At 62.9% G+C, this 23,995-nt stretch carries 17 protein-coding genes; 2 read left to right on the plus strand and 15 right to left on the minus strand.

Going from position 1 to position 23,995, the window contains the following annotated elements; genetic code table 11:
* Positions 1-17: 17 nt before the first annotated feature.
* From WS68_RS12885 to WS68_RS12940, 12 genes are all read right to left on the minus strand, one after another.
* Positions 18-1,622 (minus strand): ABC transporter ATP-binding protein, encoded by a 1,605-nt coding sequence (locus tag WS68_RS12885; RefSeq protein ID WP_059571178.1) that lies wholly within the window; start codon positions 1,620-1,622, stop codon positions 18-20.
* Complete coding sequence (locus WS68_RS12890; RefSeq protein WP_059571179.1) at positions 1,619-2,731, minus strand: ABC transporter permease; 1,113 nt, start codon at positions 2,729-2,731, stop codon at positions 1,619-1,621. The genes WS68_RS12885 and WS68_RS12890 overlap by 4 nt, the downstream gene beginning before the upstream one ends.
* Complete coding sequence (locus WS68_RS12895) at positions 2,685-3,737, minus strand: microcin C ABC transporter permease YejB (RefSeq protein ID WP_059571180.1); 1,053 nt, start codon at positions 3,735-3,737, stop codon at positions 2,685-2,687. Before WS68_RS12895 ends, WS68_RS12890 begins: the two co-directional genes overlap by 47 nt.
* Before the next feature lie 13 nt (positions 3,738-3,750).
* Positions 3,751-5,673: an extracellular solute-binding protein gene (locus WS68_RS12900; protein ID WP_082710005.1), complete on the minus strand. Its 1,923-nt coding sequence runs from the start codon at positions 5,671-5,673 to the stop codon at positions 3,751-3,753.
* Between the two features lie 181 nt (positions 5,674-5,854).
* Positions 5,855-8,728: a TonB-dependent receptor gene (locus WS68_RS12905; protein ID WP_059571181.1), complete on the minus strand. Its 2,874-nt coding sequence runs from the start codon at positions 8,726-8,728 to the stop codon at positions 5,855-5,857.
* Positions 8,729-8,908: 180 nt separating this feature from the next.
* The gene (locus tag WS68_RS12910) at positions 8,909-11,776 is read right to left on the minus strand and encodes a TonB-dependent receptor (RefSeq protein ID WP_059571182.1); all 2,868 of its coding nucleotides are present in this window, start codon (positions 11,774-11,776) and stop codon (positions 8,909-8,911) included.
* A 294-nt stretch (positions 11,777-12,070) separates the two neighbouring features.
* A complete protein-coding gene (locus WS68_RS12915; RefSeq protein ID WP_059571183.1) occupies positions 12,071-12,646 on the minus strand; it encodes a helix-turn-helix domain-containing protein in 576 nt (191 codons plus the stop codon).
* 252 nt (positions 12,647-12,898) lie between these two features.
* Positions 12,899-14,098 carry a tetratricopeptide repeat protein gene (locus tag WS68_RS12920; protein ID WP_059571184.1) on the minus strand — a complete coding sequence of 400 codons (1,200 nt, stop codon included), beginning with the start codon at positions 14,096-14,098 and terminating at the stop codon, positions 12,899-12,901.
* A 16-nt stretch (positions 14,099-14,114) separates the two neighbouring features.
* The gene (locus tag WS68_RS12925) at positions 14,115-14,546 is read right to left on the minus strand and encodes an ExbD/TolR family protein (protein WP_059515692.1); all 432 of its coding nucleotides are present in this window, start codon (positions 14,544-14,546) and stop codon (positions 14,115-14,117) included.
* Positions 14,547-14,556: 10 nt separating this feature from the next.
* Positions 14,557-14,979: an ExbD/TolR family protein gene (locus WS68_RS12930; RefSeq protein WP_059571185.1), complete on the minus strand. Its 423-nt coding sequence runs from the start codon at positions 14,977-14,979 to the stop codon at positions 14,557-14,559.
* A 12-nt stretch (positions 14,980-14,991) separates the two neighbouring features.
* Positions 14,992-15,897 (minus strand): MotA/TolQ/ExbB proton channel family protein, encoded by a 906-nt coding sequence (locus WS68_RS12935; protein ID WP_059571186.1) that lies wholly within the window; start codon positions 15,895-15,897, stop codon positions 14,992-14,994.
* A 76-nt stretch (positions 15,898-15,973) separates the two neighbouring features.
* Entirely contained in the window at positions 15,974-16,678 is a 705-nt protein-coding gene (locus tag WS68_RS12940) for an energy transducer TonB (protein ID WP_059571253.1), read from the minus strand.
* Positions 16,679-17,380: 702 nt separating this feature from the next.
* Here WS68_RS12940 and WS68_RS12945 point away from each other — a divergent pair.
* Together WS68_RS12945 and WS68_RS12950 are read left to right on the plus strand one after the other, a co-directional pair.
* Entirely contained in the window at positions 17,381-18,781 is a 1,401-nt protein-coding gene (locus WS68_RS12945) for a cache domain-containing protein (protein ID WP_059571187.1), read from the plus strand.
* A complete protein-coding gene (locus tag WS68_RS12950; RefSeq protein WP_059571188.1) occupies positions 18,778-19,425 on the plus strand; it encodes a response regulator in 648 nt (215 codons plus the stop codon). The genes WS68_RS12945 and WS68_RS12950 overlap by 4 nt, the downstream gene beginning before the upstream one ends.
* 88 nt (positions 19,426-19,513) lie before the next feature.
* Here WS68_RS12950 and WS68_RS12955 read toward each other — a convergent pair whose 3' ends face one another.
* The 3 genes from WS68_RS12955 to WS68_RS12965 form a co-directional block, all read right to left on the minus strand.
* Positions 19,514-20,110, minus strand: a complete 597-nt coding sequence (locus tag WS68_RS12955) for an MlaC/ttg2D family ABC transporter substrate-binding protein (protein WP_059571189.1) — start codon at positions 20,108-20,110, stop codon at positions 19,514-19,516.
* 516 nt (positions 20,111-20,626) lie between these two features.
* Positions 20,627-21,376 (minus strand): TenA family transcriptional regulator, encoded by a 750-nt coding sequence (locus WS68_RS12960; protein WP_059571190.1) that lies wholly within the window; start codon positions 21,374-21,376, stop codon positions 20,627-20,629.
* 41 nt (positions 21,377-21,417) lie between these two features.
* Complete coding sequence (locus tag WS68_RS12965; RefSeq protein WP_059571191.1) at positions 21,418-23,838, minus strand: putative bifunctional diguanylate cyclase/phosphodiesterase; 2,421 nt, start codon at positions 23,836-23,838, stop codon at positions 21,418-21,420.
* Between the last annotated feature and the right edge of the window lie 157 nt (positions 23,839-23,995).

Consider the following 23,995-nt stretch of genomic DNA (forward strand, 5'->3'; position numbering starts at 1 on the left):
CCCTCTGACCGATCGCGCTACGGCGCCAACATCGACGACGCCAGCAACGACTGCGTATATGGATGCGACGGCGCATGCAGCACGTCGAGCGTATCGCCTGCCTCGACCACGCGCCCCGCCTTCATCACGATCACGCGATGCGCCATCGCGCGCATCACCGCTAGATCGTGCGTAATGAACAAGTAGCTGAGTTTGTACTTTTTCTGCAGATTCGTCAGCAACGCCAGCACCTGCTGCTGAATCGACACGTCGAGCGCGCTAGTCGGCTCGTCGAGCACGAGCAGCTCGGGCTCGACCGCGAGCGCGCGCGCGATCGCGATGCGCTGGCGCTGGCCGCCGGAGAATTCGTGCGGGTAGCGCAGCATCGATTCGGCCGGCATCCCGACTTCCTCCAGCAGCACTGCGATCCGCGCGCGCCGCGCGTCGCGCGCGAGGTCCGGCTTGTGCACCGCCAGCCCCTCGCCGACGATCTGCTCGATCGTCATGCGCGGCGACAGCGAGCCGAACGGGTCCTGGAACACCACTTGCATCCGTGCGTACAGCGTGCGCCGGCCGCGCGCCGTGCGCAGCGATTCGAGCGGCATTCCGTCGATCTCGATGCGCCCGGCCGCTGGCCGCTGCAGGCCGAGCACCGCGGACGCGAGCGTCGATTTGCCCGAACCCGATTCGCCGACGATGCCGATCGTCTCGCCGCGATGCAGCGTCAGCCCGACGTCGTGCACCGCGCGGAACGTGGTCTTGCCGAACAGTGAGCGCAGGCCCTTCGCGGGCGTCCGGTAATCGATCGCCAGCCCCTGCACGTCGACGATGGGGCGCGCGCCGGGCGCAACGGGCTCGATCGCGCGCTTCGGCTCGCTGTCGAGCAGGCGCTGCGTATAAGGATGCTGCGGCGCGTCGAACAGCGCCCCGGTCGTATTGGTTTCGACGAGCACGCCTTTTTCCATCACCGCAACGCGCTGCGCGAAGCGCCGCACCAGGTTCAAATCGTGCGTGATCAGCAGCACCGCCATGCCGCGCGCGGCCGCCTCCTGCTCCTGCAGCTCGATCAGCAGATCGACGATCTGCTGCCGGACCGTCACGTCGAGCGCGGTGGTCGGCTCGTCGGCGAGCAGCAGACGCGGCCGGCATGCGAGCGCCATCGCGATCATCGCGCGCTGGCGCTGGCCGCCCGACAACTGATGCGGAAAACTGTCGATCCGCCGCTCGGGCTCCGGAATGCCGGTGCGGCGCAGCAGCTCGATGCCGCGCTCGCGCGCCGGAGCTTGCCCCAGCCCTTCGTGCAGCCGCAGGCTCTCGGCGATCTGCTTGCCGATCGTATAGAGCGGGTTGAGCGCCGTCATCGGCTCCTGGAACACCATCGCGATATCCGCACCGCGAATGCCGCGCATCTGCTGCTCGGTTTTCGCCAGCAGATCCTCGCCGTCGAACAGCATCCGCCCGGCAAGCTTCGCGTTCGCGACGAGCCGCAGGATCGACAGCGCGGTCACGCTCTTGCCCGAGCCGGATTCGCCCACCAGCGCAACGCGCTCGCCCCGTGCGATCGACAAGCTCAGATTGTCGACGGCGAGCTTGTCGCCGAACCAGGCGGAAAAGCGATCGATTTCAAGCAGGGGCTGAGTCATCGCGGGCCTCCTCCGAATGCCGAGCCGCGCGTGCGCGTATCGAGCGCGTTGCGCAACGCGTCGCCCATGAACGTCAGCAGCAGCAGCGTGACGACCAGCGCCGCGAACGCGGACATCGACAGCCACCACGCCTCGAGATTGTTCTTACCTTCGAGCAGCAGCTCGCCGAGGCTCGGCAATGGCGGCTGCACGCCGAGGCCGAGAAAATCGAGGCTCGCGAGCGACAGGATCGCCGCACTCATCCGGAACGGCAGGAAGGTGATGACCGGCGTGAGGCTGTTGGGCAGCACGTGCCGCCAGATGATCTGCCAGTTCGTGAGGCCCATCGTGCGCGCCGCCTTTACGTAGTCGAGCGAGCGGTTGCGCAGGAATTCGGCGCGCATGTAGTCAGACAACATCAGCCAGCCAAACATCGACAGCAGGAGAAACAAAAGCCACAGCGACGGCGCGAAGATCGCCGAGAAAATGATCAGCAGATACAGATCCGGCAGCGAGCTCCAGATCTCGATCAGCCGCTGTCCGACCAGATCGGTGCGCCCGCCGTAGAAGCCTTGCAGCGCCCCCGTCAGTACCCCGATCACGACGCCGGAGAGAGTCAGCGCCAGCGCCATCAACACCGACAACCTGAAGCCATAGAGCAGCCGCGACACCACGTCGCGGCCGAACTGATCGGTGCCGAGCCAATTGTCGCGCGACGGCGGCGCCGGATACGGACGCGACGCGAAGTAATCGATCGTGTCGTACCGGTAGTGGTTCGGCGGAAAAATCGCGAAATTGCCGCTCGATTCGATCTTCGAGCGGATGTACGGATCGAGATAGTTCGCCTTCGCGGGAAAATCGCCGCCGAACAGCGTCTCGGGGTAGTCCTTCACGATCGGAAAGTAGTAATGGCCTTCGTAGCGCACGACGAGCGGCCGGTCGTTCGACAGCAGATCCGCGCACAGGCTCACCGCGAACAGCGCGGCGAAAATCAGAAAGCTCCAGTAGCCGAGCCGCTGACTACGGAAGCGCAGCCACGTGCGCCGCCATGGCGACGGCGACGCGGGGCAGCCGCGTGCCGGATCAGCGGTCCACGCGGTCGAATTGGATACGGGGGTCGACGAGGACATAGCAGACGTCAGCAATGAGTTTGGTAACGAGGCCGATCAGCGTGAACAGGAACAGCGAGCCGAGCACGACCGGATAGTCTCGGCGGATCACCGAGTCATACGAGAGCTGGCCCATCCCGTTCAGCGAGAACAGCGTTTCGATCAGCAGGTTGCCGTTCAGGAACGCGCCGACGAATGCGGCGGGCAGCCCGGTGACGAGCGGGATCGCGGCGTTGCGCAACACGTGCTTCCACAATACGCCGCGCTCGGGCACGCCCTTCGCGCGCGCGGTCAGCACGTACTGGCGGCCGATCTCCTCGAGGAACGTGTTCTTCGTGAGGATCGTGACGATCGCGAAATTGCCGATCACCGCGGCGGTGACGGGCAGCGCGATATGCCACAGATAGTCGAGCACCTTGGCGATTGCGCTCAGCTCGTCGAAGTTATCGGACGTGAGGCCGCGCATCGGGAACAACTGCCAGAACGTGCCGCCGCCGAACAGCATCAGCAGCAGCACGCCGAGCACGAAGCCGGGAATCGCGTAGCCGGTGAGCACGAGCACGCTCGTCACGGTGTCGAAGCGCGAGCCGTTGCGCACGGCCTTCGCAATGCCGAGCGGCACCGACACCAGATAAGTCAGGATCACGGTCCATAAGCCGAGCGTGATCGACACGGGCAAGCGCGAGCGGATCACGTCCCACACGCTTTGGTGCGCGTAATACGACTGGCCGAGATCGAACGTCGCATAGCTCTTGAGCATCAGCCAGTAACGCGTGAGCGGCGGCTTGTCGAAGCCGAACTGCTTCTTGATCTCCGCGAGCTGCTGCGCATCGATGCCCTGGCTGCCGTGGTAGCCGCCGCCGGCGCCGCCCGCTTCGCCGCCGCGCGAGGAGCCGTGGCGCAACTGGGTCATGATCTGCTCGACCGGCCCGCCCGGCACGAATTGCGTGACGACGAACGTGACCGTCACCACGCCGATGAGCGTCGGAACCATCAACAGCAGACGTCTCAGAATATAGGCAAGCATGACGTCGTCCTCGTTATGCGGCCGGTTTCGCCGTTGCCGCGTCGTGCGCGGCTGGCTTCTTCCGATACCAGTAATCGATCACCCAGTCCTCGTATTGATAGGAGTTCGGCACGATCTTCGGATGGTCGAACATCGTCTGGTAGCCGATCCGGGCATTCGGCATGTAGTACTGCGGCACCAGGATGTACAGGTTGATCAGCACGCGGTCGAGCGCGTGCATTGCGGTTTTGAGTTCGTCGAGCGAGTTCGCGGTGAGCGCCGCGCGGATCAGCGCGTCCACGGCTTGCGAGCGCACGCCGGGGAAATTCTCCGAACCGGGCTGCGTCGCCGCTGCGCTGCCGAAGCGGCGCGTGAGTTCCGTGCCTGGAATGGTCACCGGGTTGTAAATGTAGGTCGTCATGTCGTACTCGAAGTTGGTAAGCCGCTTCTCGTACAACGCGCTGTCGATCTCGTGCAGATACGCGTGGATGCCAAGCAGGCCGAGCGCCTGGCAATACGGCAGGATCAACCGGTCCATGCCGGGCTGGGCGTCCAGGATCTCGATGGTCATCGGCGTGCCGTTCGCATCGCGCAGCGCGCCGTCTCGGTAGTGCCAGCCGGCCTGCGCGAGCAGATCGCGCGCGCGCTTCAGATTGCCGCGCAGCGAATTCGGCGGCAACGTCGATGCCTGCTTGACCATCGGCCCGAATACCTCGGGCGGCAGTTCCGCGCGAAACGGCTCGAGCAGCGCCAGTTCCTTGTCGTTGGGCACGCCGGACGCGGCGAACGGGCTCGCTTCCCAGAAGCTGTTGGTGCGCACGTAATCGCCGTAAAACATCATCCGGTTCATCCAATCGTAGTCGAACGCAAGCGCGAGCGCGTGCCGCACGCGCACGTCCTGGAACATCGGCTTGCGCATGTTGATCAGGAAACCCTGCATCTGCGCGGGGCCGTCCGGGAATTTCGCCTTCTTCAGCAAGCCGTTGCGAAAATTCTTGCCGACGTAGCGCCGCGCCCACTGCGTCGCGCTGTATTCGACCATCACGCTCGTATCGCCCGATTTGAACGACTCCAGTTGCGTGTAATGATCGAGATACAGCTTGAACGCGATGCGCTGGAAGCGGTACATGCCGCGCCGCGTCGGCAGATCAGCCGCCCAGTAATGCGGGTTGCGCACGTAAGTGATCTGCTTGTCGTTCTTGCGCTGCTCGATCAGATAGGGGCCGCTCGCAATCGGCGGCACGGTCGCGATCTGGTCGAACGGCGGCCGCGTGCCGTCGGGCCGCATCCCCCATTTCGGCGAAAACACCGGCAAATCGCCCGCCACCAGCGGCGCGACGCGCTCGGGCCGCTTGAAGTCGAAGCGGATCGTCAGGCGGTCGATCACGCTCGCGCGCTTGATGATCTCGAACTGCGAGTTGAGGATCGGCGAAGCCTGCTTGCTCGTCAGCGTGTCGATCGAATACTTGACGTCGGCAGCGGTGATCGGCTCGCCATTCGAAAAGCGCGCGGCCGGATTGATGTGGAACGTCGCCGACAGACGGTCCGGCGCAACCTGCACGTCGTCCGCGATCAGCGCGTATTCGGACGCGAGTTCGTCCCAACTGCGCTGCATCAGCGTATCGAACATCAGATTCTGGATGTCCGGCGCGGACGCGCCGCGCAGCAGGAACGGATTCAGCGAATCGTAGCTCTGCAGCTCGTTGTAGTTGGTGAAATTCAGTGTGCCGTCGTTCGGCGCATCCGGGTCGGCGTAATCGAAATGCGTAAAGCCGGCCGGATATTTCGGTTCGCCATACTGAGCGATTCCCGCCGCCGCGTGCGCAGGCGGCAACGCGGCCAACGCGGCGCAGAGCGCCACCGCGAGCCGCGCCGCGCAGGCGCGCAGCCGGCCGATGGCCGGCTGGCTGGGCCCTGTCGCGGGCGCGCTCGGCAAGCGCAAGATTGCAAAAGTCATGCTGGGTCTATATCAGCGCGGTGCGAACGGCACACCGCATCGTCAAAGGGTTGCTAGGAATGGGCGGATCACGTCGCATCGCATCACCGGAAAAAGAAGCCGCTCCCAAAGGGGTGTTTAGGGAAGTGGAGCGGCCCGTCGAATGCTGGTCGATGTCAATACGCCCCCATGCACAACGGCATCAGAACTTGTATGTCGCGCCAACCTGCGCGAAGCGGCCGATATACGTGTAGATCGACTGGTCGTAGCCGGATTGACTCAGCGTGCCGTTCGCGAAGATCGGGTCATACGGCGGCGTGCGGTTGAAGAGGTTGTCGATGCCGCCATAGATCGTCCAGTGCTTGAAGCCCGTGTACGTCATCATCAGGTTGAACTGGCTGTACGAGCCCACCTTGCTTGGCGCCGGAGCCCGCATCAGGTTTTGCGCATACGGGCCCGTGAACTGCCACGTAAGCGCCGTATCGAAGCCGTGATAGTTCCAATCGAGCGTCGTGTTGCCGCGCCAGCGCGGGAAGCTGCCGCCGAACGGCTGCGAAAGCGTGAAGTTGTTGCCTGCGCCGTCCACTGGCGCCGCGCCCGGCAAGCCCAGCTTGAAGCTCTTCACATACGCCCAATCGCCCGACAGCGTCAGCGTGCCCGCGCCTTTGATAGGAAACGCCTGGCGGAACGTGGTTTCAAAGCCGTTCGTATCCAGATAGCCCAAGTTCTGGTACGGAATCACCTTGTACAGCAGTTGGCCCGTCGCCGGATCGGTGGCGATCTGCGAAGGCGAGCCCTGGCCGATCACGTTATCCACGCGGATCTTGTACCAGTCGAAGCCGACGTCCGTGAAACGGCTCGGCGACACCTCGAAACCGATGTTGAAGTTGCGCGTGCGCTCCGGCTTCAGATTCGGATTGCCGACCGTGATCGACGTATAGTTCTGCCCGGTGTTCGGGTCGACTTGGATGCCGAGCGTCTGCGACTTGCTGTCCTCGACGAACGTCGGCGCGCGAAAGCCGCGGTTGTACGACGTATACATCGTGAGTGCCTTGACCGGCTGATAGCGCAATGCGAAGCGCGGCGAGAACGCGCCGCCGACGTCCGTGTAGTGATCGTAGCGGCCGGCCTGCGTAAACGTCAGATTCTGCACAATCGGCACGATGATCTGATAGTAAACCGCCGCGACGTTGCGTTGGCCGTTCACCGTCTGAAGATCCGGGGAGATCACCGCGCCCGTCAGATATTCCGCGCCCGGCGTCAACACTTCGCTCTGGTGCGTGAACTGCGCGCCGAAGCCGATGCCTACGTCGCCCGCCGGCAAGTGAAACAGATTCGGCGTCGAAACCGTCGCGTCGATGGTGTCGAGCTTCGAGATGCCGAGGTTGTTCGCATTCTGATACAAGCCGTTGAATGCATTCGGCGTGGCAGCCGGATTCGCGAAATTCAGCGCGCCGTTTTGATAGATGTTATTCAACGCGGCAACGTTGAGCTGGTTCGTGAATACGTTCGACACCGTGCTCTGCGAATGGCTGAGCGCCGCCGACCAGTCCCAATCGCCGTATGGCAGCGTAAACGAGCCTTTTACGCCCGTCGACGCGCGCCAGTAGTTGGCATACGTCTTCTCGGCCACCGCGTTCGGAAACGCATACGTGAGCGGCGTGGCCGCGCCCGTGGTGTTGTACGGATTGGTCACCGGCACGGTCGTGTTGAACGGCGACAACAACTGTGTCTGCGGGTCCCAGACGAGCGCCGAGTTTTGCGGGTTGCCGATGACGTTGCCCCACAGGCCGTTGCTGATCGTCGACCGGTTGTTGCTCTCGAGAAAATCCGCGAACGCCGTCGTCTTGTCGTCGATCTTGAAGTCGGCATGGATCTTCGCGTTCAAACGCTCGGTCATCGGCAGGATCGACATGCTTCGCGCCGTGTTGTACGAACAGATCGTGCCCGGCAATCCTGCCGACAGCGAATTAGGCGCTGCCGGCCCAAGCGCGCCGCCGAACGGGCAGCCGCCGCTCAACGCCCGCGCGCTGCCGTCGGGCATGTTCCAGTACGACGGCGCAAGCAGCGAAAATCCGCCCGGCTTGCCGGTGAAATCCTGGTTGCGCGTCGAATCGCGATCGGCCAGCGTGAAGCCGTTGGCCTTGTAATAGCTGGCCGCCACCGTCACGTTGAAGCGGTCGGCATCCAGATCGCCAAAGCCGCCGAGCACGCCGAATTTCGTCGTGCCGTTGCCGTTGCCGCCATTGATCGCGCTGCCCAAGCTGCCATCGAGCTGCAAGCCGCGGAAATTGCGCTTCGTGATGATATTGACCACGCCGCCGATCGCATCCGAGCCGTATTGCGATACCGCGCCCGTCTTCACGATTTCGATTCTCTCGATATCGTTGAGCGGCAGCGTGTTCAGGTCGAAGAACGAATCGACGCTGTTCGAGAAGAAAGCGAACGGCGCGACGCGCTGGCCGTCGATCATCACGAGCGTGTACTTTTCGGACAGCCCGCGCAGCGCGATGCCGGCCGCGCCGGCCGCAAAATTGCCCGACTGGCCCTCGCTCCAGCTATTGGCCGAGTTCGCCGACGTATCGCGCAGGAAATCGGCAACCGTCGTCGCGCCGCTGCTCGTGATCTCCTTCGGCGTGATCGTCTGCACTTGCTGGAAGCCGGTTTTGTCCGCGCTGCGGATCAGCGAGCCGGTGACTTCGAAACGTTTGATTTGCGCGACGCCGCTCTTGCCGGGCTGGGCCTGGCCGGGCGCCGTGGCGGCCGCAGCGGCGGGCGCCGCGTCCGTCGTCGCGGCCGCGCCGGGAGCGGCGGCGGGTGGGGGGGCGGCCGAGGTGGCCGATGCGGCAACGGCAGACATGGCGGAGTCGGCAAGTGCCGGCGCGGCAATCGCCGCCGCGCTTGCCGCAACCGAGGCCTGCGCGACCGTCATCGGCGAATTCGGCCCGCCCGCTCCCGAATTCGTCGCCGGCGCCGACACGCTCTGCGCGAACGCAGGCGCCGCCAAGGTGGCCGTCAATGCCAATTCGGCCCAGACGATCCGTCTGATGGCCAACACCAATGCACTCTGTTTCATCTTCCCCCTCTTGCGGTCTGGCTTGAAAATCAACGGGTACGCGCATCGCGCGTGTCCATCCCGCCTCTTCCCCGCCCGGCGGCACGCCGGGCGGGGAAGAGGCCGCTCAGAAGGGATGGGGAGGGCATGGAGCGGCTCATCGGATGTCTGTGCGCTGCTGGGAACGCCGACTATTTCGAATCAGAACCGATACGTGGCGCCAATCTGCGCATAGCGGCCGATGTATGTATAAAGCGACGTGTCATAGCCGGTCTGATAGCTCGCGTTCATGAACACCGGATCGAACGGCGGCTTGCGGTTGAAGATATTGTCGATCCCCGCATAGAGCGTCCAATGCTTGAAGCCGGTATAACTGAAGAACAAGTTGAACTGGCTGTACGACGCCACGCTGTCCTGCATGTTTGGATAGTTCCCCGCCGGCAGGATCGCTTGGCTGTACGGCCCCACATAGAGCCACGTAAGCGTCGCATTCCACTTCTGGAATGCCCAGTTCAGGTTCGTGTTGCCCTTCCAGCGCGGAAAGCTGCCTCCGAACGGCTGATTGAGCGAACCGTTGTTGCCGGCAAAATCCGTCTCGACACCGCCCACCGGCATCTTGAAGTGCCACACATAAGCCCAGTCGCCCGAAAGCGTGAACGTACCGATCTTCGTCTTCACCGATTGCCGGAACGTCGTTTCGAAACCGTCCGTATCGAGTGTCGACAAGTTCTTGTATGGCAGCAGCACGTATGCGATCGACCCGTTCGGACCGCGAATCACCTGCGTCGGATCGTTGTTGTTGACGACCGTCTGCACGTCGTCCGTGCCGATCACGTTGTCGATGTGGATCTTGTACCAATCGAAGCCGATGTCGGTATCGCGGGTCGGCGACAACTGGAAGCCGATGTTGTAGTTCTTCGTCCGTTCCGGCTGAAGGTTCTGATTGCCCGACTGGATTTCCTCCGTGAGCGCATACCCTCCCGGATTGTTCGGATCGTTCGGATCGATCACGCCTTGCGCGCCGAATGTCTTCGACTTCGTATTTTCGATCAGCGTCGGCGCACGGAAGCCCCGGCTGTACGACGCATACGTTGTGAATTCCTTGACCGGTTGGTAACGCAACGCAAAGCGCGGTGAAAATGCGCCGCCGAAATCGCTGTAGTGATCGTAGCGCCCCGACTGCTGGAACGTCAGGTTCTTGATGATCGGGATGTCGACCTGATAAAAGACTGCGGCAACGTTACGTTGACCATTGACCGACTGGATCGACGGCGAGATAAAGGTTCCGTCGACGTAGCCGGCACCCGTGCCGATATATTGGCTTTCGTGCAGAAACTGCGCCCCCAGGCCAAAGCCGACGTCCCCCGTGGGCAACTTGAACAGATTCGGCGTCGAGATCGTTGCGTCCAACGCGTCGAGCTTCGTGATCGCCTGCGTCTGCGTATTCCCATACAGGCCATCGAGACCATTCGGCGTCGCCGCCGGATTCGCGAAATTGAACACTCCGTTTTGAACGATGTTCTCGAGCGCAGAGGCTTTGATCAGGTTCGAATAGTTATTCGATACCACGTTCTGCGAATGCGTATAGCCGACCGACCAATCCCAGTCGCCCACATACGGTGTCGAGAAGTTACCTTTCACCCCCGTCGCGGCCCGCCAGAAGTTCGAACTCGTATGAACCGCTTGCGCAGCCGGGAATGCGTAGCGCAATTGAGCCGGCACGCCGAACGGGTTGTACGGATTGCTGGCGGGCACGATGTTCGAGATCGGGTTCACGCCGCCCGTCGCCGGATCATAGGTCTGCGTGCTCGAACCCAGCCGGCCGACGAAGTTGTTGGTGACCGTCGTGTTGTTGCTCTCCCACAAATCGGCGAATGCCTGCATGGCGTCATTGATCTTGAAGTCCGCGTGTAACTTTGCGCTCAAGCGCTCAGTCCACGGAGAAATCGAAGACGCGTAGGCGGTGTTACGTTCGCAAACCGTGCCGCTCGAACCGAACAACTGCGCGGTGGAGCCGGCCGACACCGGCGAACCGCCATACGGGCAAGGATTGAGCGGTAGATTGCCGCGCCCTGGCACCCGCCACGATGAAAGTGTCTGATTCGACAGCCCGCCAGGAAAATTCGAGAAATCCTGATTCTGCGTCATATCGCGATCGGCAACCGAAATGCCGGTCGATCGATAGAAGCTGAGCCCGGCCGTCACGTTGAAGCGATCCGCGTTCAGGTCGCCAAACCCGCCCAGGATGCCGAACTTCGTCGTCCCCTGCCCGCCCCCGCCTTGCGTCGCGCCGCCATAGCTGCCGTCGAGCTGCAAGCCTTGAAAGTTCTTCTTCGTGATGATGTTGACCACGCCCGCGATCGCATCGGAACCGTACTGCGACACGGCACCCGTTTTCACGATCTCGATTCGGTCGATGATATTCAGCGGCAGCGTATTCAGATCGAAAAACTGGTCCGTGCCGTTGACTGCAAACGCATAGGGTGTCACCCGCTGACCATCGACCAGCACCAACGTGTATTTCTCGCTCAGCCCGCGCATCGCGAGGCCCGCACCGCCGGGCGCGAAACTGTTCGTCGTGCCTTCGCCCCAACTGCTCGACGAGTTCGCCGAAACGCTGCGCAGATAGTCGGCTACGCTCGTCTGTCCGCTATTTTCGATGTCCTTCGTCGTAACCGTCTGGACCTGATTGAACCCGACTTTGTCCGTACTGCGAATCAGCGAGCCCGTCACCTCGAAACGCTTGATCTGCGCGACGCCGTTCTTGCTGGCCGATTGAGCGGACTTCGCGGCGGCCGTGCCGGTTGCGGCCGGCGCGCCTGTCGTGGATGCCGCGCCTGTCGCGGGCGTGCCTGCGGTTGCCGTGCCAGTTGCCGTGCTGGTTGCCGTTGCGCCAGTTGCCGCCGCGCCCTGCTGCGCACTCTGACTCTGCGTCGCCGCAGCCGCGCCGGTATCCGGCGCCGCCGCCGGTTGCTGCTGAGCGAATGCCGGCGCCGCCAGCGTCGCCGTCAATGCCAGTTCCGCCCAAACGATCCGTCTGATTGCCAGTGCTAACGTGCTTTGTTTCATTTTTTCCTCTTACTTTCGTCAGTAAGGCCCCGTACACGCGGCAATCCGCTCTGGACTCCCGCACCCCCAAACCCGTTGGCGCCCGCCATTTCTTTTTCGCGGGCTTTTGTCGCCCGCCAGCATCCAACGCATCGAACCCGCACCATCCCATGAGCCGGCCGGCTTTCGCCGCGTCGCGCACCCGGCGCTTCGCCCAAGCCCTCCGCAACGATTAAAGACGCCAGCCCGTAACGCTTTTATAAGGAATCCTTAAATTTATATTCAGTCAACACTGCTTTTCATATATTCCGCCGCCTAGAAAAGCCTGGGCGTGCCTACCCAAACCACCACCGCCTCGCTCGCGCCGCCGTTGCGCCACGCGTGCGGCGTGGTCGATTCGTAATGCGCGGCGTCGCCCGTCCTCAGCATGAATGCCTTGTCCGCGAGCTTCAGTTCGATGTCGCCGGCCAGCACGTACAGGAACTCCTCGCCCGCATGCGTCGTCATCTCGGAGAACGCTTGCGCCGCCGGCAGTCTGACGAGGATCGCGTCAAGCTGCCGTCCGTCCACCACGTTCGTCAACCGGGCAAACGCATTCGCCGAATTCGCCAGACTGAAGTATTGCAACGTCTCGCTACGGCAAATCGATTTCGCCTCGGTCGGCGTATCGACGAAATACTGCATGGTCACACCGAGCGCCCTCGCGATTCCGACGAGCGACGTGATCGAAGGCGTTGCACGCCCGCGCTCGACCTGCGACAAAAATGGCTTCGAAATGCCCGCTGCAGCCGACGCCTCGTCGAGCGTGAGCTTGAGCCGCTGGCGCAGCGCTCGTATCTTGTTGCCGATCGAAGCAGCAACGACTGTCGATTCGTCGAGTGGCGAAACCATGGCAAGACAGAATCCCGCGGTCAAGATCCAGTTGTCGGAAAAATCTCGGGCTCGATGCGCGCACAACCATCGGGCAGCCACACCACGCTTGCGCGCGCGTATGGGCTGTGCCGATGGCATGTGCGCGCGCGCGTCGCGCGCACGCGACAGGCATACGCGACGCGAAACGAGACCGCTCGTTTCACTGCTCAGCAAAGCCACACCTCTCTAATATTTCGCCGATAGGCACCGCACCCGGCGCACCATGCGCGACTATTTCACCGCGACGGCCGCCCATAAGCGCGCGATATCGGCCGACCCGTCGCTACCCTGCACGCTGCGAAAAATCTGCACGGCTCGCGCCTTGTCGCCCGCGAAGTAATAGGCTTCGCCAAGCCTCAGGCGCGCTTCGTCGGGATGCTCGAGGCCGCCCTTCGCAATCACCGCCTCCATCGCCGCGAGCCCCTGCTTCACCTGCCCGGCGAAAACGAGATTCATGCCGGCGTCGATCGGCGCAACGGGATTCGGGTTGTCGGCTGGTGTCTGAGCGCGCTTCGCGGCAAGCGCCTGCAGCCGCTTTTCGCGCTCGGCGCCCGCGTCCTTGCCGAGCACGCCCGACGAGAAGCCTTGATCGATCACCTGCTTCGCCTCGGCGGCCGTGCCGGCAACGAGCGCGAGCTGCGTCATTTCCATGTAGGCATCGACGCCCGTGAGCGTGCCCGTCGCGCGCCTGAGCCGGTAGATGTCGAGATCGAGCGACGACAGATAACCGGGCTTGCTGCGAATCGACGTGACCAACTGGTCCCAGTAAGCCGGATTGGGGTGGTAAGCGACAAGCTTGACGAGCGAATCGCGGTAAGTCGCGCCGTCCTTCAGCTTCTGCGCGCACGTGCCGAGCAACTGCAGTTGCGCTTCGTCGGGCGCGCGCCCGGCGCGCACCTGCGCATCGATCCCCGGCTTCAACTGATTGACCACGGCCTGGCAATCGTTCAACTGGTAATACGACTGCACGAGCAACGAGCGCATCTCCGGGTCCCCGCCGCCCGCTTTCAGATAACGCTGCGCGATCTTGATCGCCTGCGGATAATTTCGCTGCTGAAAATAGATGCCGGCGAGCGTCGCGCTCGTGCGCTGCTCATCGTCCTTCGACAGCCGTCCGGAGCCGAGCATTGCTTCATATGCCTGGATCGCCTCACCCGTGTTGCCCGCCGCCATAGCCACCGCGCCGCGCGTGGCCTCGACCATGTATGCCTCGTAGGCCGTCTTGTTGGGCACCGCCGCGGCCTGCGCGATCTTGCCGAGCGCCTCGCTGTACTTGTGCGCGCGATACAAATCCTGCGCGGCGCCAAGCGGGCGCGCAACGTCCGGACGCAGCGACTCCGCCGCCGACGCGACACCAAACGGCGCCGCAAGCGCACACCCGCCCACGAGCGCGGCCGCGAGCGCGGCGCGCTTCCACCAATGCTGAATCATGGGATCGCTCGCTTCGTTATTGCATGTACTGCTCGTTGCCGATGAGGCCGATCTTGGTCGCGCCGATCCGCTGTGCGGACGCGAGCACCGCGGCAACATCCTTGTATGGCACAAGCTTGTTCGGCCGCAAATGGATCTCCGCCTGATCGGGCTGAGCCGCGACTTGCGCAAGCTTCGCCTCGAGCGCCGCGCGGTTCGGCACGAGCGTACCGTTCCACGTCGTCGTGCCGTCGAAATCGATGTCGATCTGCACGATCTCGGGCTGCTTCGCCGGCGGCGGCGGATTGCCCACCGGCAGGTTCATCTTCACCGAGTGCATCTGGATCGGAATCGTGATGATCAGCATGATCAGCAGCACCAGCATCACGTCGATAAGCGGCGTCGTGTTGATGTCGACCATCACGTCCGGTTCGCCGCCACCGCCGCCGGAAGATACGTTCATTCCCATCGTCGTCTCCTTAACCGCCGTGCGCGGGCGGCTCCGTGATGAACGCAACCTTCACGATGCCCGCACGCTCGCACGCGGTGATCACGCGGCCGATAAATTCGTAGCGCGTGTTCTGATCGCCGCGCACGTGCACATCGGGCTGCGGGGTCATCTGCGATACCGCCTTGAGCTTCGAGAGCAGCGTCGGCGCATCGATCAGCGTCGCGTTCCAGAAGAAATCGCCATCGCGGTTAACCGCGATCTCGATACTCTTCGGCGTGGTCTGCAACGGTTGCACCGTCTCCTTCGGCAATTGCACCTGGATCGTGTGCGTGACAACCGGAATCGTGATCAGGAAGATGATCAGCAGCACCAGCATCACGTCGACGAGCGGCGTCGTGTTGATGGTGGAGATCACCTCGTCGTTGTCCTCTTGCCCGACGCTCATGGCCATGATGCACCCCGCTTACTGGACGAGCGACGCGGCAGGCGCATTCGCGCGCGCCGGGCGCTTGCCGCCGGCGAGCAGCACCGTATGCAGTTGCGCGCCAAAGTTGCGCACGCGTTCCATCACCGCCTTGTTGCGGCGCACGAGGAAGTTGTAGCCGAGCACCGCCGGCACCGCCACCGCCAAACCGATCGCCGTCATGATCAGCGCCTCGCCAACCGGGCCCGCGACCTTGTCGATCGACGCCTGGCCCGCGATGCCGATCGCGGTCAGCGCGTGATAAATCCCCCACACCGTGCCGAACAGGCCGACGAACGGCGCGGTCGAGCCCACGGTGCCGAGGAACGCGAGACCGTCTTGCAGACGGTTCGATACGTTGTTGATCGCGCGCTCGACCGACACGTCGATCCACGTATTACGATCCACCGCTTCGAGCAGCGCCTCGTCGTGATGCTCGCCGGCCTCGATCGCGGTTTCGGCAATGAAACGGAACGGCGACGCCTCATCGAGCTTCTTCGCGCCCTCGCTGAGCGACGGCGCGCTCCAAAGCTCCTCGTCCGCGTGCTTCGCGCGTCGATTGGCGCGAAGCTGCTCGAGGAACTTGGTGATCATGATGTACCAGCTTCCCATCGACATCACGACAAGCAGCAGCAGCACGAAGCGCGCGACGAAATCGCCGTTTTTCCACAACGCGCCAAGACCATACGGGTTTTCGACCGATTCCGTTGCAGCCGGCGCGGGCGGCGGCGCCGGCTGCTCGGCCGAGGCGCTCGCGGGCGCCGACGGCGCGGCCGTTGCCGCGGAAACCGCGACCGCCGCATCGCTGGCCTGTGCGAAGGCGAGTTGCGGCGCGGCAAGCGCGCCGAGCGCAGCCGCGGAGATCATCATGCTTGCCGCCAGGGCGGCCAGTGAACGCTTGGTCATACCCACTCCAATCTCTCTCGTTTAACTGACAAACAACGTTCGGTTTCGACCCGATCCTGTCCTGCGCGTAGCCCGTTCAATTCAGATTGAACGAGAACGGAACCTGCACGCGCACCGACTGCCCTTGTGCGACGCACTTGAACTGCCTCACCACGTTGAGCGCCGCGCGATCCAGCACCGGATCGGCCGATTGCGCGACATGCACATTCGTCACATGCCCCTCGGCGTCGACCACGAACTCGATCGTCACGTCCCCCGTGATGTTGTTTTCCTGCGCTTCCTTCGGGTACTGCACCGATGCGCGAAGCTGGTCGGAATTCGGGCAAACCACGCCGACGTCATGGCTCACGGGCTTGGCCGGCGCGGGCGCGGGTGGCGCGACGACAGGCGGCGCGACAGCGGGCGCCGATTGCACGGGCGCAGTCTGATGGGTAATGGTCGGTTGCGGCGGCGCCTGCACCGGCACTTCCGGCGGAGGCACGAACGGCGGAGGCGGCGGCGCGAATTTCGGCGGAGGCAGCTTGACCACCGGCATCGGCGGCGGAGGCGGCGGCTTTACCGGTTCGATGATCCGGGTTTCGATCGGATGCTGAATAACTTGTACGACCTTTGTGGCGAGGCCATTGAGCAGCGCGTAGACAAGCAGGATGTGCAGCACCAGCACAATCGCGATACCGCCGAAGCGCCGAGCCGGATTTTGCTGTTTCTTACCGAACTCGCGCGGACGACCTAGCCTTGCAAGTCCGTCGTTTGAAACAGCCAGGCCTTCGTCGACTTTGATACCCACTCTCTCACCCCCTACTTCATTCAGCAGGCCTGGGCCCGGACACAACCACGCCCGCCCATCGGCTTCAATCCATTTCGGAATCCAAACTAATAGCAGCGATACCGTGCGCAGAAACGATCGATACAACGCATTTGATTTATTTCCCGCCGGCCGGTTGGCCGAATCGCCGTTGCAGCAACGCTATTCGACAGGTTTTTGCCGGCCTGAGATTTCAGTCTCATTCATCCGACAAAATACGTATTCTTTACTTTCTTCAAACTACCTGTCTTAAACGTGCCGCATGGGAAGAGAAGATAGCAAGGAAAAAATTTCCACGTCAAACTTTATTTGATCCACTCACACAAAATTTGGAGCAATTATTCAAAACAGTCGACTAGTAAGCATTTTGAATTAAAAGCATAACCACAGTAAACATTTTGTATGAAATCCAATTTGGGGATTTAATTAGATTATTTTTGTGCATCGCATTCACAAAGCAGGTGCATCGTTATTTTCAAATTCTCTTCTGAGATATTGTCTCGCTTCAAAATTCGCCGTCCGCCCACGCTCTTTCGCCACCGCTCACCAGCGCCGGTTGATTCGGATACCAAAATTTATGGCCCGACTTCGCAGGGCCGCTCCCGCGCGCTTGCACCATCGCCTCGTTCGTTCTTCCGCTAGAATGCGCTCGGCGAAAACGATCGGCATCCCACGGCGATGAGACTGAAATTCAAGATCTTCCTGCTCGCGATCGTGCCGTTTTTCGTCACGATCGCAGCGATCGGCCTCGGCGTGCGTCAGCAAGCAACCATGCTCGCACGCACGCAGCACGCGACGATCGAAACGGCGTATTTATCGAGCAAGGAACTGGAACTCAAGCATTACGTCGGGCTCGCGACAAGCGCGATCGCGCCGCTCTACGATGCAAGTGCCGATAACGCACGCGATGACGCGCAGCACCGCCAGCAAGCGCTCGCGATGCTGCAAAAAATGGAGTTTGGCCCCGACGGCTACTTCTTCGTCTACGATCTGCATGGCAATTCGCTGATGCATCCGCGCGAGCCCGAGCGCGTCGGCCACAATTACTGGACGCTGCGCGATCCGCAGGGCTCGCCGACGATACAGCAGCTTGCCGCGGCCGCGTTGCGCGGCGGCGGCTACGTCCGCTATATGTGGCAGCGTCCGTCAACGGGCAGGCTCGAGCCGAAGCTTGGCTACGTCATTGCATTGCCGCGCTGGGGCTGGATGGTCGGCACCGGCATTTATCTCGACGATATCGATACCGCGCTCGCGCGCATCGATGCGCGCGCGTCGGCCAATATCGAGCGCACGATGACGTGGATCACCGTCATCGCGTTATCGGGCGCCGCCGTGATCGCGCTATGCGCACTCGTGCTGAACGTCAGCGAATCGCGCAGCGCGGACGCGAAATTGAAACGCCTCGCGCAACAGGTCGTCGAATCGCAAGAGCACGAGCGCGCGCGCTCGGCGCGCGAACTGCACGACGGGATCAGTCAAATGATGGTGTCGGCAAAGCTGATGTTCGAATCAGCGCTGGAGCGCGTCGCGCATCTGCCAACCGGCGATAGCGCAGCGCAAGCGGCGCTGTCGAAAGGCATCGCGCGGCTCGGCGATACGCTGCGCGAAGTACGGCGCATCTCTCACGCGCTGCGCCCGACGATGCTGGACGATTTGGGTCTCGCGGCCGCGCTCGATCAGCTCGTTCGCGAATTCGGCACGCAAACGCTCGTCGAGTTGAGCTTCGCGCAGACCGGGCGCGTCGACGCGCCGCCTCTGCCCGCGCAGATCAATACCGCGCTGTTCCGGATCGCGCAGGAAGCGCTGACCAACGTCATGCGCCACGCCCATGCGACGCGCGCGGCCGTCACGCTCGACATTTCGCCGCATGCGCTCGCACTGTCGATCGCCGACAACGGCGTGGGCTTCGACGCCGGGCGCGCGCAAGCCGATGCGCGCGGCGGCGTCGGCTTGCGCAACATGCGCGAGCGGCTCGATGCGCTCGGCGGCACGCTCGCAATCAGCTCGCAAGTCGGACACACTGTCGTTACCGCGCGCGTGCCGCTGTTCGGCCACGCCAGCCCAGGAACTCCACGATGACCGATTCCGCTTTGTCACCGGGCGCCGCGCGCCTTCTGCTCGTCGACGATCATCCGCTCGTGCGCGACGGCCTGAAGATGCGCCTCGAGGCAGCGTCCGGCCTCGCCGTCGTCGGCGAAGCCGGTAATGCCGACGACGCGCTCGCGCTCGCAGCCGCACTCGAACCCGATCTCGCGCTGATGGATATCGGCATGCAAGGCATGAACGGCATCGCGCTCGCAGGTGTTTTTCACGAGCAATTTCCGGCGATCCGCGTGCTGATGCTGTCGATGCACGACAACGTCGAATACGTGACGCAAGCCGTGCGCGCCGGCGCAAGCGGTTATTTGCTGAAGGATTCGCCCGCAACCGAAATCATCCGCGCGATCGGCGCGGTGCTCGCCGGGCAAACATTCTTCAGCGAAGGGCTCGCGGCGCGGATGATCCACGCAAGCGCGGAAGCCTCGCCGCTCGATCGGCTGACGCCGCGCGAGCGCGATATCCTCGATGCGCTCGCACAAGGGCTGTCGAGCAAGCAGATCGCGCAACGTACCGGCCTGTCGGTCCGCACCGTCGAAACGCATCGGCTGAATCTGAAGCGCAAGCTCGGCATCGAGGGGCAAGCCGAACTGATCAAGTTCGCCGTCGAGCACCGCCGTCGCTGACCGCGGCAGCCAAGAAAAAAAGGGCGCTGCGGCGCCCTTTTTTGCACGATGCCGGCGAACGGCGCGCGCTTCACGGCGCGCCTGCTCGTCAGTTCGCGCGCGCGTTGTGCTTGGTCAGGAATGCGATCAATCCGTCGATTCCGCCCTGCGTGAGCTGGCTCTTGAATTGCCCTTGATAGACCTGGATCAGCCACGCGCCGGACATGTCGATGTCGTAAATCTTCCAATCGTTGCCGACCTTGCCCAGCCGGTAGCCGACAGACTGGCTGTCGCCCGGCGTCGTCACGGTCGAGCGCACCAGCGCGTCCGTGCCGCCCACGCCGCCCGCCTTGAACGTGAATTTCGCGTCCTGGCCGCCGAGCTGCGCAAGCGATGCCGCATAAGTGCGCGTCATCAAAATCCGGAACTGTTTATAAAGCGCCTGCTGCTGCTCCGGCGTTGCCTGTTTCCATGCGTCACCGACCGCAATGCGCGTCGTGCGCTCGAAATTCGTCGCGGGCAGGAAACGCGCTTCGACGATCTGCGTGATCTTCGCCATGTCGCCGCCGCGCGCCGCGGAGTCCGCCTTCATCGCGCCGACCGTGCCCTCCACCGCGTCCTTGACCACATCCACGGGCGCAGTTTGAGCGAATGCCGAAACGGACACGACGGCCGCGGCCACAAAAGCAAACAGATGACGTTTCATGCTGGTATCGAACAGAGATGGAAGAGAGCCGAGCACGCCGACGCGCCGCCCGGGTATGGCAGCAGTATACCGGGCCTCGCCCGCCCGCGCGGCCTCGTGACGCTCTGTTACGGTTTGGGCGAAATGCTTACGCATTCGGCGTTTTCGCCATGCCAAACTACCACTTGCTCACACCGATAACGGGCCCGCAAACGCGCCTGCACTTGCCCTGCGCCGGGCGGGCAGGCGCGATGTCGAGCAACGCCCGCTATATCGCCGGAAACGTAAATTCGCTTGATTGAAGATCGCTCGCGAGACGGGCCACCGCAAGGGCCGGTCCATCCGGCATTCGCGTTGCCAAAGTTCGGCATCGCTGCACCTTGCTTTGCTGCCTGCGCCAGCCTTAGCGGCCAGCCCAAGCCCGCCATTGGCGTGAACAGGCTTCGATACACCCGCGCTCGCACCCGCAGCCGATACGGCCCTGCGCCCGCATCGCCATCGGCCCGCGCGGGCGCGACGATCCGATGCTTGCAACGCTCATGCGTCAAGGCAGCAGGACAGGCTCATTTCGAAGTAACGGAAGCTGCGCTCGATGCCCGCCGTGACGTTGCGCACGACTTCGGCGCTCGGCGAATGTCCGAGAAGCGTCGCGACGATGTCGAGCGCTTCCCACGGATGCTTGTCGTCATACCCGGCGTGTACTTTCAGCCAGCGCATCGCGCGGCCGCGCACATCTTCTTCGAAGCCGAGTTCGTAGTCTTTCGTCTGACACAGATCGGAGCTCCACTCGCCGGTCACGCCCTCGATCGCATAATTGGTCGCCGCGATGCTCGCCGCGAGCGAATCCGCGTTACTGCTCTTCCAGCACCAATGGCTGAGCGCAAGCGCCGCAGGCGGGCTCATGCCGTCCGAGGCGTCCATCAGCGCCTGGCGCGATACGCCGGAAGCCTCCGCCCAGTCAATCCAGTACGCAACGTGATTCAGCTCGACGCGAATGTTGCGGATCAGATAGCGGCGAGCCTTCTCCTCGCCCGGCGAGTACGCGCCGTTTGCCTTCAGCAGGTTCATCGACATGTACTTCGGAAACTGCTCGACCACCGGCCATCCGTTGACGAAGAACGCGCTCACCTGCGGGCGCGTCAGCCGCCCTTCGCGCATGAGCGAAAAAACTTCGTGACACCGCACCCGCTCGCGCGCTTCGCTCACGGTGCCCACCACGTCTTGCAGCCATCGTGGATAGCTGGCTAGATCCATTAGATCGCCATCGCGTTCAAAAGGTATATGCACGTTCCTCTCCTTAGTTGGAAATGTGACCGACCCACGTCACGTCAATAGCCGCCTTCACTCCATGGCGAAGGCTTTGCAAACCAATACCCTTGATAAAAATCGATGCCGAGGTCGCACAGCATGTTCAGCTCTGCTTCCGATTCGACATGCTCGGCAATCGTGCGGCAACGCATCGAATGCGCGACTTCGTTGATCGCGCCGACGACGCCGTAGCTGATCCGGTCTGTCGTCATGTTCGCGACGAACTCGCCGTCGATCTTCAAATAATCGATCGGCAAATGACGCAGATAGCGGAACGACGACATGCCCGCGCCAAAGTCGTCCAGCGCGAAGCGGCAGCCGATCGCGCGCAGCTCGCTCATGAAGCGCGACGCGAGCTCAAGATTCTTCACCGCGGTCGTCTCGGTGATTTCGAAGCAGATGATCGAAGGCTGCAGGCCGCAGGCCAGCAGCTCGGCGATCACGAATTCGAGAAAGCGCTCGTCGGAAACCGACGCGCCGGACAGATTCACGTTGTATTCGTGATACTCGCGCACAGGCAGCGCGCTCAGCTTGCGGAATACCGTGCTGACCACCCAGCGGTCGATCAGCCCCATCAGCCCATAACGCTCGGCCGCCGGCAGAAACGCCGCTGGCGCGATATCGTGGCCCGCATCGTCCTTCATCCGCAGCAGCAGCTCCGCCCGCTTGGGCGCATCCGCCATCGAGCACACGTGCACGATCGGCTGCACGTAAAGCCGGAACCCGTCGGTTTCGAGCGCGGACTTGATGCGCCGGCTCCACTGCACGTCGCCAACGTGGCGCGCCTGCTGCAGATCGCTCGGATCGGCAAGCTGAATGCGGTTGCGCCCGCGCTCCTTCGCGATGTAGCACGCGATGTCGGCAAGCTTGACCGCCATCTCCAGGTTGCGCGGCGCGTGGCTCAATTCGAGCACGCCGATGCTCACGCTCACCGTGAAGCGTTCGCCTTCCCAGATGAACTCGAAGCCATCAAGGCTGCGGCGCAGCCGCTCCGCCTTGTTTTTCGATGGCCACGACGACGCGCCATGCGGCAGCAGCACGCCGAACTCGTCGCCGCCAAGCCGTGCGAGCACGTCCTCGCTGTCGAGGCAACTCTGGAAGCGCTGGGTGACCTCGCGCAGCATCGCGTCGCCCGCCGCGTGTCCGCAGGTATCGTTGATTTCCTTGAAGCGGTCGAGATCGAGCAGCAGCAGCATTGAATCCGCCGCGTCATTGCCGGACGCCTCCGCGAGCGCGGCTTCGAGCCGCCGCTCGAATTCGACACGATTGACGAGCCCCGTCAGCACATCGTGTGTCGCCTGCCATGCAAGACTTTCGAGGAATTGCTGCTCGCGCGTCATGTTGCGCAGGATCAGCACGTAGCCGATGTGCCCGTGCACGCGGTCGCCCATTTCGGAGATCGTCGTCTGCACGACGATCTTCGAGCGGTCGCGCCGCAGCAGATGCACTTCGCGCTTGATCGGCGTGCGTTCGTTTCGCGCCCAGAATTCGTCGACGATATCGACGGCCTGCCCCGTCTCCTTGTCGATCAACATCAGCACGCTCGATACCGGCGCGCCGACGCAGGCGGATGCCGAATAACCGAGCAGCTTCTCGGCGGCGTTGTTGATGAAATCCACGTTCTTCGTGAGCCCGACGGTAATCACCGCCTCGGCAACCGAGCTGAGCGCCGCTTCCGCGAACGCCTCGCTGCGATCGAGCGCGTATTGGATCGACAGCCGCTGCAATGCGGCGCGGCGCGCCCAGACGAGCGCGAGATACATCAGAAAGATCGATGCGCTGAAATACCCGACGAGCAGAAGTTCCACGCTCGAGCGGAATTCATCGCTGAACGCTTTCGAGAAACGGTCGGGCAGCCCCGACACGCGCTCGTTGATGTCCCACACCTGGCGCTCCAGCTCCTTGACGCGCGGGTCGTTGCGGCGGCCGCCGCTGATGAGCGTATGCAGCTCTTGCGCGACCTCGCGGAACGTCGCGAGTTCGCCGTCGGCCTGTTCCCACGCCTGCAACGCGTAATTGATTTTGGCGACCCAGCTCAGCTCGGGCAGCACCCAGGCCGCGGCCGCCGCGTCGGTCGGATCAATGCCGACCGCGATGATCGCCCGGCGCGCGGTTTCGCGATCGGGCGGCTTGCGCTGCAACGCGGTGCGCGCGAGCCCGAGCCGGTATGGCTTGTCGATCGCGAACTCGTAGAGCCGGTAATCGCGCTCGTCGCCCGTTTCCGCATAGCGGATCAACGAGATCACCGCATCCTTCTGCGATTTCGACCAGGTACTTTCGCCCCCGATGTAGATGCGCAGAAACGACACGATCGTCAGGCTCACGATGACGACGCACACCAGCACCGACACCATCAGCAGAATCGGCCAGACGTCGAGCGCCGGCCTTAGGTCCGGCAGCTGACCGCGCCGTCCGTCAAGGCCAAGTATCTGTTCACGCATGCTGGAAGTCTCGTTCATCGTCCACCTTGCATGAGCCCGTCGCCGCACCAATACCCCCGTATTTGCGCATCACGTCTGAAACGTGACCTGCCGCGCTGTCCGTTGCGGCACTTGCGGTAGACTGGCTATCATCCGGTTATCCGTCTGCGCGTTTCGT

The sequence above is a fragment of the Burkholderia sp. TSV86 genome, from assembly GCF_001522865.1.
In the GTDB taxonomy this organism is placed as follows: domain Bacteria; phylum Pseudomonadota; class Gammaproteobacteria; order Burkholderiales; family Burkholderiaceae; genus Burkholderia.

Bases quoted from the DNA above. Each gene is read 5' to 3' on its own strand.
- WS68_RS12885 (WP_059571178.1), bottom strand. From the start codon at position 1,622: ATGACTCAGCCCCTGCTTGAAATCGATCGCTTTTCCGCCTGGTTCGGC.
- WS68_RS12890 (WP_059571179.1), bottom strand. From the start codon at position 2,731: ATGTCCTCGTCGACCCCCGTATCCAATTCGACCGCGTGGACCGCTGAT.
- WS68_RS12895 (WP_059571180.1), bottom strand. From the start codon at position 3,737: ATGCTTGCCTATATTCTGAGACGTCTGCTGTTGATGGTTCCGACGCTC.
- WS68_RS12900 (WP_082710005.1), bottom strand. From the start codon at position 5,673: ATGACTTTTGCAATCTTGCGCTTGCCGAGCGCGCCCGCGACAGGGCCC.
- WS68_RS12905 (WP_059571181.1), bottom strand. From the start codon at position 8,728: ATGAAACAGAGTGCATTGGTGTTGGCCATCAGACGGATCGTCTGGGCC.
- WS68_RS12910 (WP_059571182.1), bottom strand. From the start codon at position 11,776: ATGAAACAAAGCACGTTAGCACTGGCAATCAGACGGATCGTTTGGGCG.
- WS68_RS12915 (WP_059571183.1), bottom strand. From the start codon at position 12,646: ATGGTTTCGCCACTCGACGAATCGACAGTCGTTGCTGCTTCGATCGGC.
- WS68_RS12920 (WP_059571184.1), bottom strand. From the start codon at position 14,098: ATGATTCAGCATTGGTGGAAGCGCGCCGCGCTCGCGGCCGCGCTCGTG.
- WS68_RS12925 (WP_059515692.1), bottom strand. From the start codon at position 14,546: ATGGGAATGAACGTATCTTCCGGCGGCGGTGGCGGCGAACCGGACGTG.
- WS68_RS12930 (WP_059571185.1), bottom strand. From the start codon at position 14,979: ATGGCCATGAGCGTCGGGCAAGAGGACAACGACGAGGTGATCTCCACC.
- WS68_RS12935 (WP_059571186.1), bottom strand. From the start codon at position 15,897: ATGACCAAGCGTTCACTGGCCGCCCTGGCGGCAAGCATGATGATCTCC.
- WS68_RS12945 (WP_059571187.1), top strand. From the start codon at position 17,381: ATGAGACTGAAATTCAAGATCTTCCTGCTCGCGATCGTGCCGTTTTTC.
- WS68_RS12950 (WP_059571188.1), top strand. From the start codon at position 18,778: ATGACCGATTCCGCTTTGTCACCGGGCGCCGCGCGCCTTCTGCTCGTC.
- WS68_RS12955 (WP_059571189.1), bottom strand. From the start codon at position 20,110: ATGAAACGTCATCTGTTTGCTTTTGTGGCCGCGGCCGTCGTGTCCGTT.
- WS68_RS12965 (WP_059571191.1), bottom strand. From the start codon at position 23,838: ATGCGTGAACAGATACTTGGCCTTGACGGACGGCGCGGTCAGCTGCCG.